This window comes from Flavobacterium sp. (genome assembly GCF_041392005.1).
In the GTDB taxonomy this organism is placed as follows: Bacteria; Bacteroidota; Bacteroidia; order Flavobacteriales; family Flavobacteriaceae; genus Flavobacterium.
On the sequence record NZ_JAWKMX010000010.1, the window covers coordinates 35,980 to 51,108 of the forward strand.

Annotated in this window: 12 protein-coding genes and 1 tRNA gene; 7 read left to right on the forward strand and 6 right to left on the reverse strand. The window is 33.0% G+C overall.

Annotated features, from left to right (window positions below; all coding sequences use genetic code 11):
- Positions 1-67: 67 nt before the first annotated feature.
- The 4 genes from R2808_RS06670 to R2808_RS06685 all read left to right on the forward strand — a co-directional run bounded on the left by R2808_RS06670 (position 68) and on the right by R2808_RS06685 (position 4,391).
- A complete protein-coding gene (locus tag R2808_RS06670) occupies positions 68-1,036 on the forward strand; it encodes a hypothetical protein (protein WP_371270186.1) in 969 nt (322 codons plus the stop codon).
- Positions 1,037-1,053: 17 nt separating this feature from the next.
- On the forward strand, positions 1,054-2,520 hold the full coding sequence (locus R2808_RS06675; protein WP_371270187.1) for an OmpP1/FadL family transporter: 1,467 nt from the start codon (positions 1,054-1,056) through the stop codon (positions 2,518-2,520).
- 201 nt (positions 2,521-2,721) lie between these two features.
- Positions 2,722-4,032, forward strand: a complete 1,311-nt coding sequence (gene rimO / locus R2808_RS06680) for a 30S ribosomal protein S12 methylthiotransferase RimO (RefSeq protein WP_371270188.1) — start codon at positions 2,722-2,724, stop codon at positions 4,030-4,032.
- Positions 4,033-4,154: 122 nt separating this feature from the next.
- A complete protein-coding gene (locus tag R2808_RS06685) occupies positions 4,155-4,391 on the forward strand; it encodes a YdcH family protein (protein ID WP_371270189.1) in 237 nt (78 codons plus the stop codon).
- A gap of 79 nt (positions 4,392-4,470) precedes the next feature.
- Here R2808_RS06685 and R2808_RS06690 read toward each other — a convergent pair whose 3' ends face one another.
- The 5 genes from R2808_RS06690 to R2808_RS06710 form a co-directional block, all read right to left on the reverse strand.
- Positions 4,471-5,592, reverse strand: a complete 1,122-nt coding sequence (locus tag R2808_RS06690) for a LysM peptidoglycan-binding domain-containing protein (RefSeq protein ID WP_371270190.1) — start codon at positions 5,590-5,592, stop codon at positions 4,471-4,473.
- Between the two features lie 105 nt (positions 5,593-5,697).
- A complete protein-coding gene (locus tag R2808_RS06695) occupies positions 5,698-7,239 on the reverse strand; it encodes an acyl-CoA carboxylase subunit beta (protein WP_371270191.1) in 1,542 nt (513 codons plus the stop codon).
- A gap of 41 nt (positions 7,240-7,280) precedes the next feature.
- The gene (accC, locus tag R2808_RS06700) at positions 7,281-8,720 is read right to left on the reverse strand and encodes an acetyl-CoA carboxylase biotin carboxylase subunit (RefSeq protein ID WP_371270192.1); all 1,440 of its coding nucleotides are present in this window, start codon (positions 8,718-8,720) and stop codon (positions 7,281-7,283) included.
- Positions 8,721-8,833: 113 nt separating this feature from the next.
- Complete coding sequence (locus tag R2808_RS06705) at positions 8,834-9,319, reverse strand: acetyl-CoA carboxylase biotin carboxyl carrier protein subunit (RefSeq protein ID WP_371270193.1); 486 nt, start codon at positions 9,317-9,319, stop codon at positions 8,834-8,836.
- An 85-nt stretch (positions 9,320-9,404) separates the two neighbouring features.
- Positions 9,405-11,597: a radical SAM protein gene (locus tag R2808_RS06710; RefSeq protein WP_371270194.1), complete on the reverse strand. Its 2,193-nt coding sequence runs from the start codon at positions 11,595-11,597 to the stop codon at positions 9,405-9,407.
- A 71-nt stretch (positions 11,598-11,668) separates the two neighbouring features.
- Between R2808_RS06710 and bshC the strand changes: the two genes are divergently transcribed.
- Both bshC and R2808_RS06720 read left to right on the forward strand, forming a co-directional pair.
- Positions 11,669-13,264, forward strand: a complete 1,596-nt coding sequence (bshC, locus tag R2808_RS06715; protein WP_371270195.1) for a bacillithiol biosynthesis cysteine-adding enzyme BshC — start codon at positions 11,669-11,671, stop codon at positions 13,262-13,264.
- Positions 13,265-13,444: 180 nt separating this feature from the next.
- Complete coding sequence (locus R2808_RS06720) at positions 13,445-13,864, forward strand: nucleoside-diphosphate kinase (RefSeq protein ID WP_371270196.1); 420 nt, start codon at positions 13,445-13,447, stop codon at positions 13,862-13,864.
- Positions 13,865-13,952: 88 nt separating this feature from the next.
- Here the strand turns inward: R2808_RS06720 and trxB are convergent, their stop codons facing one another.
- Positions 13,953-14,900 carry a thioredoxin-disulfide reductase gene (gene trxB, locus R2808_RS06725; protein ID WP_371270197.1) on the reverse strand — a complete coding sequence of 316 codons (948 nt, stop codon included), beginning with the start codon at positions 14,898-14,900 and terminating at the stop codon, positions 13,953-13,955.
- 151 nt (positions 14,901-15,051) lie between these two features.
- Here trxB and R2808_RS06730 point away from each other — a divergent pair.
- A tRNA-Pro gene (locus tag R2808_RS06730) sits at positions 15,052-15,126 on the forward strand.
- The last annotated feature ends 3 nt before the right edge of the window (positions 15,127-15,129 follow it).

The following is a 15,129-nucleotide window of genomic DNA, read 5'->3' on the forward strand; positions in this document are numbered from 1 at the left end:
TTTATATTCAGTAAATATTCGACAAAACTAATTAAATTTGTATTGTCCGACAATAAAAAAAAGCGATATGAAAACTAATTTACCTAATTTAAGCAAAATCCCTTCATTTTTTATGCTGGGAATATTATCTTTATTTGTAGTTTCTTGTGGCTCGTATAATAATTCTTCGTATTACGATAACGATGGTGTTTATAGTAGTTCTGAGCCTAGTAGCGTTGAAATGCAATCAAATAATGGAGCAAAATATGCTACTCGATTTAAAGTAATGCAATCGGAATATCAAGACGAATATAATTATTTTACTGATGTGGATAATTATTCGTCTGAAATGCAAAATGATTCAGTTGTTACGGTTTATAAAAATTCGTATGCTGGTAATAATCAATATGCGGGTTGGGGAAGCAATGACCACGATGTAACTATTAACTATTATAACAATGGTTGGGGCGGTTACTATAATCCATACTGGTACGGGGGCTATTATAGTCCGTATTGGTACAATTCTTGGTATGGTCCTAATTGGAACTGGGGTTTTGGCTGGAATTCTTGGTATGGCGCTGGTTGGTCGTCTTATTGGGGTTGGGGTGGTTATTACAGTCCATATTGGTATGGAAACTACTATGGTGGCTGGGGCTATCCGTATTACGGGAACCACAACTATTATGGTAGAAACGTAGTATATGCTAATGGTGGTAGAGGTGGTCGTCCTCATCCTAATTATGCTGGAAGAGCATCTAGCTCTCGTTCAAATGCTAATGTAGTGAGTAGAGGTAATTCTACTAGGGGTACTATTACACGCAACAATTCAACTGTACGAAATAATTCAAATTCTCGAACTCGCATTAATACTACTACTAGAGGAAATGCAAATCCGAGAATTAGAACAAATACTAATAACAGTACACCTAGAACTTATTCGCCTTCTAGAAATAACTCATATTCTTCACCTAGAAGTTCTGGAGGAAGTTTTGGAGGAAGTCGTAGTAGTGGCGGCGGAAGTTTTGGTGGCGGACGCAGCGGTGGTAGAGGACGTTAATAAAACTTATGTTTATAATGAAAAAAATATTTTTATCTGTTGTACTTTTCTCAAGTTTAGCATCTTACACGCAAGAGTTGACCGAAAATGACGCATTGCGTTATGCACAAACTGATTTAAACGGAACAGCTCGTTTTAGAGCTATGGGCGGAGCATTTGGTGCTGTTGGTGCCGATTTATCTGCTACAAATGTTAATCCTGCTGGAAGTGCTTTATTCATTAACAATTATGTAAGCATTTCTGTTGCTAATTATAATTCGAAAAATAAAGCCAATTATTTTGGTTCAAAAACGAATGAAAACAGTAGCACATTAGATTTAAATCAAGTAGGTGGCGTTTTTGTTTTTAACGCAGCTAATCAAGAAAACGATTGGAATAAAATAGCCGTAAGCATTAATTATGAAAATACTCGCGATTTTGATAATGAGGTATTTATTGCTGGAGCAAACCCATCTAATTCTATATCGCAATATTTTGTAAACCACGCTAATTATATTGCCAATACCGATTTTAATGACTACCAATACGAAATGGGTTACGAAACTTTTGTAATTAATCAAGCTAGTAACGGAATGTTTATTTCTAATGTGCCATTAGGTAGCTATACACAATACAATGCAATTTCTGAAGCAGGCTATAACGGAAAATTAACCGCTAACTTAGCAACTTCATATAAAAATAAATTGTTTTTAGGAATAAACCTTAATGCGCATTTTACCGATTATACAAAAACTACTAAATTAATAGAAACCAATTCAAATGCAAGTAACCCAACCTCGCAACCATCGGTTCGCGATATGCAATTTAACAACAATTTAAGCACCTACGGATCTGGTTTTTCTTTTAATTTAGGTGCTATTTATAAAGTAACCGAAGATTTTAGAATTGGTGCTTCTTACTTATCGCCAACTTGGTATAGGTTAAACGATGAGTTAACGCAAGATTTATACACCTTTAATAATGAAAATGTATCTGCTGGCATGGAAAACAGGTATTATGAAGGGCCATTATTTATATTTCCTACATACAAACTACAAACACCTAGTAAATGGACAGCCAGTGCTGCATATATTTTTGGAAATAATGGTTTACTAAGTGTTGATGTAGCTACAAAAAATTATAGTGGAATAGAATTTAGACCAAAAAATGAAGCTGTATATCACGATTTAAATTCGGGTATAAGTAATTATTTAACAAATGCTTTAGAAGTACGTGTTGGTGGCGAATATAAAATTAAAAAATGGAGTTTACGAGCTGGATATCGTTTCGAAGAAAGTCCGTATAAAAACGGAAAAACAATAGGCGATTTAACCAACTATAACTGTGGTTTAGGCTATAATTTTGGCATTAGCCGATTAGATTTAGCTTATAGTAATTTACAAAGAGAATACAACCAGTATCTTATTTCATCGGGAATGAACGATACCGCTAGAATTAAAAATACGCAAAATAATTTTACCTTAACGTATTCGGTTAATTTTTAAAAGTATTACCAATTAATAATTAAAAGTCTTAATTACAATGTAATTGAGACTTTTTTGTTTGCAAATATTAAAACAGACTCTCCTAGCCCCGATGGAAGCGATACCGTGTATAGCGAACAGCGGGAAACAACGTAACAAAAAAGCAATGTGTAGCCGCTACTAAAACTTTTTTATGTAATTTTGCACTCCAATTTTAAGCAAATGAGAACCAAATCGTTAAAGAAAAATAAAATAAACGTAGTTACCCTAGGCTGTTCTAAAAATGTGTACGATAGCGAAGTTTTGATGGGACAATTAAAAGCAAATGGCAAAGAAGTTACACACGAAGCAAAAGAAGACGAAGGCAATATTATTGTAATTAATACGTGTGGCTTTATTGATAATGCTAAAGAAGAATCCGTAAACACTATTTTAGAATATGCTCAAAAAAAAGAAGACGGTTTAGTTGATAAAGTTTTTGTTACAGGCTGTTTAAGCGAACGCTATAAACCCGATTTAGAAAAGGAAATTCCTAATATAGACCAATTTTTTGGTACCACAGAGCTTCCGCTTTTATTAAAAGCACTTGGCGCCGATTATAAGCACGAATTAATAGGCGAACGTTTAACTACTACGCCAAAAAATTATGCCTACTTAAAAATTGCAGAAGGCTGCGATAGACCGTGTAGTTTTTGCGCTATTCCGCTTATGCGTGGAAAACACGTTTCTACTCCTATAGAAAAACTCGTTATTGAAGCCGAAAAATTAGCCAAAAACGGGGTTAAAGAACTTATATTAATTGCACAAGATTTAACGTATTACGGATTAGATTTATACAAAAAAAGAAATTTAGCCGAACTTTTAGAAGCTTTAATAAAAGTTGATGGTATTGAATGGATTCGTTTACACTATGCTTTTCCTACAGGTTTTCCTATGGATGTTTTAGATTTAATGAAACGTGAACCTAAAATTTGTAACTATTTAGATATTCCATTACAACATATTTCAGATAAAATTTTAAAATCGATGAAGCGTGGCACTTCTTACGAAAAAACAACGAATCTTATAAAAGAATTTAGAAAAATTGTTCCTGAAATGGCAATACGAACTACTTTAATTGTAGGCTATCCTGGTGAAACAGAAGAAGATTTCGAGATTTTAAAAAATTGGGTACAAGACATGCGTTTTGAACGTTTGGGCTGTTTTACGTATTCGCACGAAGAAAATACTACGGCTTACGAGCTTGAAGACGATGTTCCTGAAGAAGTAAAGCGCGAACGCGCCAATGAAATTATGGATATTCAAGCGCAGATTTCGTGGGAATTGAATCAAGAAAAAATTGGTAAAACCTTTAAATGTGTTATCGATAGAAAAGAAGGAGCATATTTTATAGGAAGAACCGAGTTTGATAGCCCCGATGTAGATAATGAAGTTTTAATTGATGCGGCTAAATTTTATTTAAAAACGGGCGAATTTGTTACTTTAAAAGTAACCAACGCTACCGAATTTGATTTATACGCAGAACCTGTTTAACAAAAAAACAGAATACCACTTAAAAATCTTTGTGTTTCTTACAAAGATTTTTTATTTTCAAATGATTTTTATCAGTTTTTAATAATAAATAATAAACTAACTTTGAGTAAACAAAAGTAAATATGATTAGAAAACATTCGCTAACAGAAGCTTTTCCAGAATTTGAAGAGAAAATTAACGATTTAAAAGTAAACAATGCTCATTTTAAAAAGTTGTTTGAACAATATGATGAACTTGATCATGAAGTATATCGTATTGAGTCTGATGCCGAGCCTGCTTCCGATGAAGTATTAAACAAATTACGAATGGATAGAGTTCATTTAAAAGATGAAATTTATACTTTCTTAAAAGAAAATTGAATTTGATTGTTGCTTCGTGCAACGTGGTTAGTAGTTTTGATTTTTGAAAAATCCTTGTTGAATAACAAGGATTTTTTATTTAATTTAAAACTCTATTTATTTGAGCAAACCTACGCGAATAATACGACTCATTTAACGACGAAATAATTACGCCCGATGAAGATGATGCGTGAATAAATTTAATATCGTTATCTAAAACTTCGGTAATAATTCCTACGTGGCTAATACGTTTTCCTCTTGTTATAAAAAATATTAAATCGCCGCGTCGTGCATTTTTCTTTTTTACTTTTTTATAAGTACTCGATTGTGCAGATGATGTTCTAGGCAACGAAACACCTGCCGAATTATAAGCTTCGCAAACTAAACCAGAACAATCAATACCACTAGTAGAACGTCCACCATAGCGATAACGCGTTCCTAAAAAATTAGTAGCCGAATTTAAAATAACTTCTATTTTTTCTAAGGTTTCGTAAAGAATAAATGTATCGTCGCCATCTGCCATATTGGTAGCTTCTTCATCTATTGCATCGGTTTCTATATTAATAATTTCTGCTGTTTCTTCTTCAATAACTAAAGGTTCAACTGCAGCATCATCTTCTACTCCTTTTCGTACTAATAACTGATAATTTGCAGGCAAAACAGCGCTTAAATTTGGATTAAGACTTCTAAGCGAATCTACTGTAATTTCATATTCTTTAGCAATACTGTATAGTGTTTCACCTTTTTTTACTACGTGAATTAAATCTTGATAAATAGCTTCTTCTAAATTGTCTATTTCCTCTTCTTGTACTATTTCTTCTATCTTATTTCTTGTTTTAGATTCACTATTTTTAACCAAATTTAAAGTTAGTCCAGGTTTTATTCTATTAGGGTCAACTTTAGGATTTGCTTCAATTAAATCTCTTACTTTTATATCATGTTTTTTTGCAATTGCATAATACGAATCGCCTTTTTTTACCGTATATATTTTGGCTTTATTACTCTGTAAATATCTATAATTTGGTATTTTTAAAACAGCACCTATTTGAAGTGATTTTCCTTTTATTTTGGGGTTTGCATTTACTATATCTTGTTCTTTAACCTTATATAATTTTGCAATACCATAAATTGTTTCTCGTGGCTTTACTTTATGTGAAATTGTTTCCTGAGAAAAAACAACTACGGAAAAAAGAAAAAACATAAAGAAAGCTATTGGCTTCATGAACACGTGTTAATTTGCTAAAAGTGTGGCAATATAGTAATATTTTAAAAAAATATTTTTAAAAAAATCCCAAAAATTACTTTTTGGGATTTTTTTATTGCAAATTTATAACGGAATATTTCCGTGTTTCCGTTTTGGTGTATCAACCACTTTATTTTCTAATATGGAAAATGCTTTTAATAATTTTCTACGCGTTTGTTCTGGTAAAATAACTTCATCAATAAACCCACGATATGCTGCGCTATAAGGATTTGCAAATTTTTCGGCGTATTCGGCTTCTTTTTCAGCCAATTTTTCTTTAGGATTATCAGCTTCGCTAATTTCTTTCTTAAAAATGATTTCAGATGCTCCTTTTGCTCCCATAACCGCAATTTCAGCAGTTGGCCACGCAAAGTTAAAATCGGCTCCTATGTGTTTAGAATTCATTACATCGTAAGCGCCACCATAGGCTTTTCGTGTAATAACAGTAATTCTTGGTACAGTAGCTTCGCTAAACGCGTATAATAATTTTGCACCGTGCGTAATAATTCCATTCCATTCTTGGTCGGTTCCTGGTAAAAAACCAGGTACATCTTCCAAAACTAATAAAGGAATATTAAAACAATCACAAAAACGCACAAAACGAGCGCCCTTTTTGGAACTGTTAACATCTAAACAACCTGCTAAAACCATAGGCTGATTAGCTACAATACCAATACTACGACCACCCAAACGAGCAAAACCAACAATGATATTTTCTGCATAATTTTTATGTACTTCAAAAAAACTACCTGCGTCTATTATCCCATTAATAACCTGATGCATGTCGTATGGCTTATTTGGATTATCAGGAACAATAGCGTTTAATTCAACCCGCATTTCTTCTTTTAATTCAAAAGGAATTTTAGGCGTTGTTTCACGATTATTTTGAGGCAAATAGCTCAATAATTTTTTAATATCTTCTAAGCATTCCACACCGTTTGGCGAGGTAATATGTGCCACACCCGATTTGGTTGAATGCGTACTTGCTCCGCCCAATTCTTCCGATGTAACTTCCTCATTAGTAACTGTTTTTACTACATTTGGACCCGTAACAAACATGTAACTATTATTTTCAACCATAAGTGTAAAATCTGTCATAGCTGGCGAATACACTGCGCCACCAGCACATGGCCCCATAATGGCAGAAATTTGAGGAATAACGCCTGAAGCTTGTACATTTTTATAAAAAATATCGGCATAACCGCCTAATGAACGAACACCTTCTTGAATACGTGCACCACCTGAGTCGTTTAAACCAATCATTGGTGTACCTGTTTTAAGAGCCATATCCATTACTTTACAAATTTTTTCGGCGTGTGTTTCAGACAATGAGCCACCAAAAACGGTAAAATCTTGAGCAAAAATATATACTGGTCGATTATTGATAGTTCCATATCCAGTAACTACCCCATCACCATAATACACTTCTTTCTCCATTCCAAAATCAGTCGTACGGTGGGTAACCAACATTCCAATCTCTTCAAATGAACCTTCATCTAACAAATAATGGATACGTTCACGTGCGGTTAATTTATTCTTTTCATGATGTTTAGCAATTCGCTTTTCGCCTCCACCTAATTTGGCTAAAGCTATTTTATCTTGTAATGCTTTTATTTTATCTTCCATATCTTAATGTGTCAATTTGCCAATCTGACAATGCGCGTCAATTAATTTGGTAAACGAACTATTTTTTGATCCTCTAAATATTGTTTTAATGCAATAATAGCAGTAATTTCAGCTTCAACTTCTGCTTGTTTTTCAAGAATTTGTTTATCGTAATATTTTTTCACAAAATTAGTATCAAAATTACCCGAAGTAAAGGCTTCATGTTGCATTACAAATGTTCCAAAAGGCAATGTTGTACTTACCCCTTTTACATGATAATCGGCTATAGCTTCTATCATTTTTTGAATAGCTTCTTCCCTATTCTTTCCGTAGGTTACTAATTTAGCCAACATTGGATCATAATAAATTGGCACTTCCATGCCTTGTTCAAAACCATTATCAACACGAACTCCATTTCCTACTGGCAATTGATAAACATCTAATTTTCCTACACTTGGAAGAAAATCATTCATAGGATCTTCAGCATACACACGAAGTTCCATTGCGTGACCAATTATCTGTAAATCATCTTGTTTTAACTGAATTGCTTCTCCTCGAGCCACTCGAATTTGCATTTCGACTAAGTCTAAACCTGTAATCATTTCGGTGACTGGATGCTCAACTTGAAGGCGCGTATTCATTTCTAAAAAATAGAAATTTTTGTTTTCATCTAATAAAAACTCAACCGTTCCTGCCCCAATATAATCACATGATTTTGCTACTTTTACAGCGGCTTCTCCCATTGCTTTACGAATTTCGGGAGTTAAAACAGAAGATGGTGCTTCTTCCACTACTTTTTGATGACGACGTTGTATAGAGCACTCTCTTTCAAATAAATACAAAATATTTCCGTGCATATCTGCCATTATTTGAATTTCAATATGCCGAGGTGAAGTAACATATTTTTCAATAAAAACAGAGCCATCGCCAAAAGCTGAAGTTGCTTCCGAAATAGCACGATTCATTTGCGCCTCAAATTCGGCTTCGTTTTCTACAACACGCATTCCTTTTCCACCACCACCTGCCGAGGCTTTTATCAAAATGGGAAAGCCAATATTTTTAGCTACTTCTTTTGCTTTAGCGACATCAGTAATTGCTTCATCTAGACCTGGCACCATAGGAATATCAAAAGCTTTAACAGCCTCTTTAGCTGCTAATTTGCTTCCCATAATTTTCATAGCTTTAGACTTTGGCCCAATAAAAATAATGTTGTTTTGTTCTGCTAATTCAGCGAAATCTGCATTTTCACTTAAAAATCCGTAACCAGGATGAATGGCATCAACATGTAGAGTTTTACAAACTTCAATTATTTTATCGCCTCTTAAATAGGATTGATTGGACGACGCTTCTCCAATACAAACTGCTTCATCAGCAAATTTTACGTGCGGTGCATTTCTATCGGCAACCGAAAAAACTGCGACTGTTTTAATTCCCATTTTTTTAGCTGTTTTCATCACACGAAGTGCAATTTCTCCACGATTAGCTACTAGTATTTTTTTCATATTTTTAGCTTTTTAGCTTTTAGCTTTTAGCATTAAATTTTAAAGTTATATATAGACTCTTCGACTACGCTAAGTATGATATTTTAAATAATTGATTACTTAAAACTGAAAATTTATTCAAATTCAATCAATAATTCTCCTTTTTCAACAGCAGCACCTTTTTTAGCTAAAATTGACTTTATTATTCCCCCACGAGGCGAGACAATACTGTTTTCCATTTTCATTGCTTCAAGAATTAGTAACGGCTGATTTTCAGTAACTTCTTGCCCGCTTTCTACCATAATATCTAATAATAAACCCGGCATTGGTGCTTTTACATTATTGGCAACTTTATTTGAGCTTACATCAAATCCCATTTTTTTAATTAATTGATCTAAAGCATCTGCAATCGACACAACGTAAATGTTATTATTAACTTTTACTGTGTATTTTTTAGCATTAAAATCAGTAGAAATAATTTCAGCTTGAACCGATTGACCGTTATGTAAAATATGGAATTCGTTATCGCTTAAACTAACTGCATTTAAATTTTGAGCAGTGGCAGTGGCAATATTAAAATTAAAGTTTTCGTTAACTTTTACCGTAAACGTGTCATTCATAACTATAAATTTTTTAAGACTGTAAATTTACGAAAACGATTTCTTTTAAGGAAGAAAACAAATAACTTATTACTAATAAGAATAATTACAATAGTAATAAATTATATTCTTTTAATTGTTGCAAAGGTTTTGAAAACCAAAATAACTCAAAGTCATCAAAATGCTTTTCATAATCAGCTTTTAGTTGTGTAAGTGTAATTTTATTATCAGAAAAAACAGAACATTTTTCAAATTGTTTTATCAACCAATTACCTTTATCCCAATCTAAAGTAACTGAATAATCGAACGTTTTCCCTTGAAAATTTAGCTGCATTTGCTGCCAAGTTGTTCCTTTTTTTGTTTTTTGAATGGTCTTAATTACAGGTAAATTTCCTATAAATACAATTCGAGCATTGGGTTTTATTTTAAAATCAATATTTTTTTGCAAACAATCTTCAATATAATTCGGTGAAATTTTAGTTCTTGGAATTTTAAAATCAAACCAATCTTGTAACTCATAATCAAAACAAATACCGTGCATATAATTGTACAATGATTTTCGTAACCCAAAACTGAATTTTTCATGATTTATCCTTGTTTTATCAATAAATTGCACATCATTGTTAGCAAATTGAATGTCTTTATATTGTGGTACAACCCCAAATTCTTCAGGATTTAGACCTATAGGACTGTGAGCCGTCATGGCAAATTGGTGCCAAAATCCACTTTGTAACACGCCAATTTCAAAGAGTTGACGCACCATTTCTAAACTATCTACCGTTTCTTGAATAGTTTGTGTTGGAAAACCATACATTAAATAGGCGTGTACCATAATTCCTGTTTCAGTAAAATTGCGAGTTACCTGTGCTACCTGTTCTACGGTAACGCCTTTTTTAATCAAATTAAGCAATCTATCAGACGCTACTTCTAATCCACCTGATACGGCAATACAACCCGATTCTTTTAGCAACAAGCATAGCTCACGGGTGAAACTTTTTTCGAATCGAATATTTGTCCACCAAGTAACAACTAAATTACGCTTTATGATTTCAATTGCCACTTCGCGCATCAAAGCAGGCGGTGCAGCTTCGTCAACAAAATGAAAACCATTTTCATTAGTTTGCGCAATCATTGTTTCCATTCGGTCAACAATCAATTTTGCAGCTATGGGTTCATAAATTTTAATATAATCTAAAGAAATATCACAAAAAGTGCATTTCCCCCAATAACAACCATGTGCCATTGTCAATTTATTCCATCGCCCATCACTCCACAAACTGTGCATAGGATTTGCAACTTCAATTACCGAAATATATTTATCTAAAAGCAAATCAGAATAATCGGGTGTGCCCACTTCTGTTTGCTTATAATCTATTTGAGGTGTATTATTTTGAAAAATGATTTGTTTATTTTCTAGAAGAAATGTTCTTTTATATTGGGCTTCTACAAGCTCAGCCTTACAAATGTTTTTATAAAGTAATTCAATAGGTAATTCGCCATCATCTAATGTAATAAAATCGAAAAAATCAAAAACGCGAATATCTTTAAGATTTCGCAATTCTGTATTTGGAAAACCTCCACCCATCGCAATTTTAATATCAGGGAAAGTGTTTTTTATAAATTGAGCACATCGAAAAGCACTGTACAAATTACCGGGGAAAGGCACTGAAAAACAGACTAATTTTGGTTGAATAGCATCAATTTTTTTCTTTAAAATTTGAATAGATATAGCATCTACATAAGTAGGTTTTTTTTGTAATTCATAATATAATTCATCAAAAGAATTAGCACTTTGTCCTAATCGTTCTGCATAACGACTAAAACCAAAATTTTCGTCAATACATTCAATAATAAAATCCGATAAATCTTCTAAATATAAAGTGGCAAAATGTTTTGCTTTATCTTGCATTCCCATACTGCCAAAAGCCCAATCCATATCATCAAGATGAGCAAAACGAGAAGCTTCTGGAAGAAAATTACCACTACAAATTTGCCTTGCCAAACTAGGGTTTTTACTTTGTAAAAAGCGCATTACAGCATCAATTGTCTTGATGTATTCTTGACGTAAATTATAAATTCTTGATGCGTTTTCTGAACTATTTAAAATTGAATTTTTACTAATTTCAAATAGTTTTTGAAGTCCATTTTTTGAAAAAATTTTAGTAATAACTTCGATACCCAAATCCATTTGAAAGGAAGAAATACCTTTAGTATTCAAAAAACCTTTTAAATAGGCTGTTGCTGGATACGGTGTATTCAGTTGGGTAAAAGGTGGGGTTATGAGTAAAATGTCTTTCAATTGGTAAATTTCGGTAAAGGTAAAAATTTTCTAATTCGCATTTTTTGTACTTTAGCAAAAAAATAAATTTTATGGTTTCTGATTGTATAACGTATCAAAATTCGGGATATTTTTCTAAATTAATCAACGATTATCTCAATGAAAAGGACACCTTACATGATTTGTACAATCGTTTTCCTACTATTGAAAATTTTAATCTTCAAATTGAAGAAAAACAACGTCAATTTCAATTAAAAAATAGAATTGCTTTAAAAGAACAACTGCAACAGCAATACCAAAATTTTTCTATTTCAGATATTACACAACTCAATATCAATTATTTAGAAAAAGAAAATACATTTACGGTAACTACTGGGCATCAGCTCAATTTATTTACTGGACCAATTTATTTTATTTATAAAATAGTTTCAACAATCAAACTTTGTAAGCAGTTAAAAGAAGCCTATCCTGATTATAATTTTGTTCCGGTGTATTGGATGGCAACAGAAGATCATGATTTTGAAGAAATCAATCATTTTATTTTTAAAGGAAAAAAAATTAATTGGAAAAAAAACAGTACAGGTCCAGTTGGAAGGTTGTCTACAGATGGTTTAGATGAAGTTTTTGAAGAATTTTCGAAAGTATTACCTTCAAGTTTAGCGGCTGATAATTTACAAAAATTGTTTACTGAAGCGTATTTACAGCACGATAACTTAGCTGAGGCCACTCGTTTTTTAGTAAACGAATTGTTCAAAAATTATGGTTTAGTGATTGTTGATGGCGATGATAAAAAACTGAAAGAATTATTTATTCCTTATGTTAAGAATGAAATCATTCAGCAACAATCATTTGAAAAAATTAATGCGACTTCTGAATTATTGAAAGATTATTCGATACAAGTTACGCCAAGAGAAATCAATTTATTTTATATTGAAAGTGATTTGCGTGAACGCATCGTTTTTGAAGATAATTTATATAAAGTTTTGCATAGGCAATTACAATTTACGGAAGCTGAAATTTTACAAGAAATAGAAAATTATCCTGAAAAATTTAGTCCAAATGTTGTATTACGACCGTTGTATCAAGAAGTTATTTTACCCAATTTGTGTTACATTGGTGGTGGTGGCGAATTGGCCTATTGGTTGCAATTAAAATCAAATTTTGAGGAAAATTCGATTCCTTTCCCAATGTTGTTGCTTCGAAATTCGGTAATTGTAGCAACTGAAAAGCAAAATAAAAAACGTGAAAAACTAGCGTTAACTTGGTTGGATTTATTTGCAAAACAATCGGAATTAATTTCTAGAAAAACAGCTGAATTTTCAGAATTATCACTTAACTTTTCTAGTCAAAAAAACTTTTTACAACAACAGTTTAAAGAGTTATACAAAATTGCCTCGCAAACCGATGCTTCTTACTTTGGTGCTGTTGCTGCCCAAGAAAAAAAACAATTAAAAGGTTTAGAAAATTTGGAGAAGAAGTTACTTAAGGCTGAAAAGAAAAAATATGCCGAACAACTAGCACGCATTGCTTCACTTCAAAATGAATTGTTTCCAAATGGTAGCTTACAAGAACGTAAATTGAATTTTTCGGAAGTGGCATTAGAAACCAATATATCTGATTTTATAGCGCAACTTTATCATGATTTTGACCCTTTGGCACAACATTTTACTATTGAAATATTGAAATAGTTTACCAAAATTTACGACCATTCTATTTTTAACCCTGATAGTAGTGGAAATACGCGCAGCGATTGCAACGAATAGCAGGTATATGGAAAACAAGAACTCGTTTCGATTCGTTTTTAAAAATAATATTATTCGTTATGCTATTTGACTTCAAAATAGTACCTTTGCAAAAAATTTAAAAAAATGGCAAGTAATAGAACTTTTACTATGATTAAACCAGATGCTGTTGAAAATGGGCATATTGGTGGAATTTTAAATATGATTACTGAAGGTGGTTTCAGAATTGTAGCAATGAAATTAACGCAATTAACAGTTGCTGATGCGCAACAATTTTACGCGGTTCACAAAGAACGTCCGTTTTTTGGCGAATTGGTAGAATTCATGACTCGCGGTCCGATTGTAGCGGCAATTTTAGAAAAAGATAATGCGGTTGAAGATTTCCGTAAATTAATTGGTGCTACTAATCCTGCTGAAGCTGCTGAGGGAACTATCCGTAAAAAATATGCGACTTCAATTGGTGAAAATGCTGTTCACGGTTCAGATTCTGATGAGAATGCAGCTATTGAAGGTGCATTTCACTTTGCAGGTAGAGAGCAATTCTAATTATGAATTTCGAATTCATGATTTAAAATAAATAAAAAAGGTGTTTAAAATTGTTTAAACACCTTTTTTAGTTTATAACTGTTTTAGCTTACGCTTTAGCGGCTAAATAACGTTCGGCATCAAGAGCCGCCATACAACCTGTACCTGCTGCAGTTATAGCTTGACGGTATACGTGATCGGCTGCATCGCCACCTACAAATACACCTGGTATATTGGTTTGGGCTGTACCTGGAATGTTTTTGATATAACCTGTTTCGTCTAAATCTAAAAAATCTTTAAAAATATCGGTATTTGGTTTGTGACCAATGGCTACGAAAAATCCAGTAGCTGGTATTTCGGTAGTTTCGCCAGTGCCTCTGTTTTTAACTCGAACGCCAGTTACCACTTGACCATCGCCAAGAACCTCATCGGTTTCGGTATTGAGTAAAATGTCAATATTTGCAGTTTTGCGCACACGTTCTTCCATGATTCTAGATGCACGAAACTGATCGCTACGCACTAACATAGTTACTTTCTTACAAATATGCGATAGGTAATGCGCTTCTTCGCAAGCGCTATCTCCTGCTCCAACGATTACTACTTCTTGATTGCGATAGAAAAATCCGTCGCATACTGCACATGCTGAAACGCCGCCACCTAATTTTAAATATTTTTGTTCCGATTCTAATCCTAAATATTTGGCAGAAGCACCTGTTGAAATAATTACTGTTTGTGCATGAATTTCGGTTGTTTCGTTAATCCAAACTTTGTGAATATCACCTGAAAAATCGACTTTAGTTGCCCAACCATCACGAATATCGGTTCCAAAACGTTGCGCTTGTTCTTGCAATTGTAGCATCATTTCGGGTCCAGTGATTCCTTGTGGATAGCCTGGAAAATTTTCTACTTCGTTGGTTGTGGTTAACTGCCCACCTGGTTGTTGCCCTTGGTATAAAACTGGATTCATATTGGCACGCGCTGCATATATTGCTGCAGTATAACCCGCTGGCCCTGAACCTATAATTAAGCATTTTACGCTTTCAATAGAGTTTGACATTTTTATTACATTTATTTGGAACAAATTTAAACTTTTAAAAGTAAATAAAAATTAAATTTTAATTAGAAATCTTAATGATAAAATAAATTTGATTTATTTTGTTTTTTATTTTGAAAACAAAATTATAGTAGTATATTTGCAATCTTGTTTTCGGGGTGTAGCGTAGCCCGGTCATCGCGCTTGGTTTGGGACCAAGAGGTCGCAGGTTCGAATCCTGCCACCCCGACAA

Excerpts from the sequence above, each read along its gene's own strand:
- bshC (WP_371270195.1), top strand. The coding sequence starts at position 11,669 with ATGGTTTCTGATTGTATAACGTATCAAAATTCGGGATATTTTTCTAAA.
- R2808_RS06685 (WP_371270189.1), top strand. The coding sequence starts at position 4,155 with ATGATTAGAAAACATTCGCTAACAGAAGCTTTTCCAGAATTTGAAGAG.
- R2808_RS06675 (WP_371270187.1), top strand. The coding sequence starts at position 1,054 with ATGAAAAAAATATTTTTATCTGTTGTACTTTTCTCAAGTTTAGCATCT.
- R2808_RS06690 (WP_371270190.1), bottom strand. The coding sequence starts at position 5,592 with ATGAAGCCAATAGCTTTCTTTATGTTTTTTCTTTTTTCCGTAGTTGTT.
- accC (WP_371270192.1), bottom strand. The coding sequence starts at position 8,720 with ATGAAAAAAATACTAGTAGCTAATCGTGGAGAAATTGCACTTCGTGTG.
- R2808_RS06705 (WP_371270193.1), bottom strand. The coding sequence starts at position 9,319 with ATGAATGACACGTTTACGGTAAAAGTTAACGAAAACTTTAATTTTAAT.
- trxB (WP_371270197.1), bottom strand. The coding sequence starts at position 14,900 with ATGTCAAACTCTATTGAAAGCGTAAAATGCTTAATTATAGGTTCAGGG.
- R2808_RS06720 (WP_371270196.1), top strand. The coding sequence starts at position 13,445 with ATGGCAAGTAATAGAACTTTTACTATGATTAAACCAGATGCTGTTGAA.
- R2808_RS06670 (WP_371270186.1), top strand. The coding sequence starts at position 68 with ATGAAAACTAATTTACCTAATTTAAGCAAAATCCCTTCATTTTTTATG.
- rimO (WP_371270188.1), top strand. The coding sequence starts at position 2,722 with ATGAGAACCAAATCGTTAAAGAAAAATAAAATAAACGTAGTTACCCTA.
- R2808_RS06695 (WP_371270191.1), bottom strand. The coding sequence starts at position 7,239 with ATGGAAGATAAAATAAAAGCATTACAAGATAAAATAGCTTTAGCCAAA.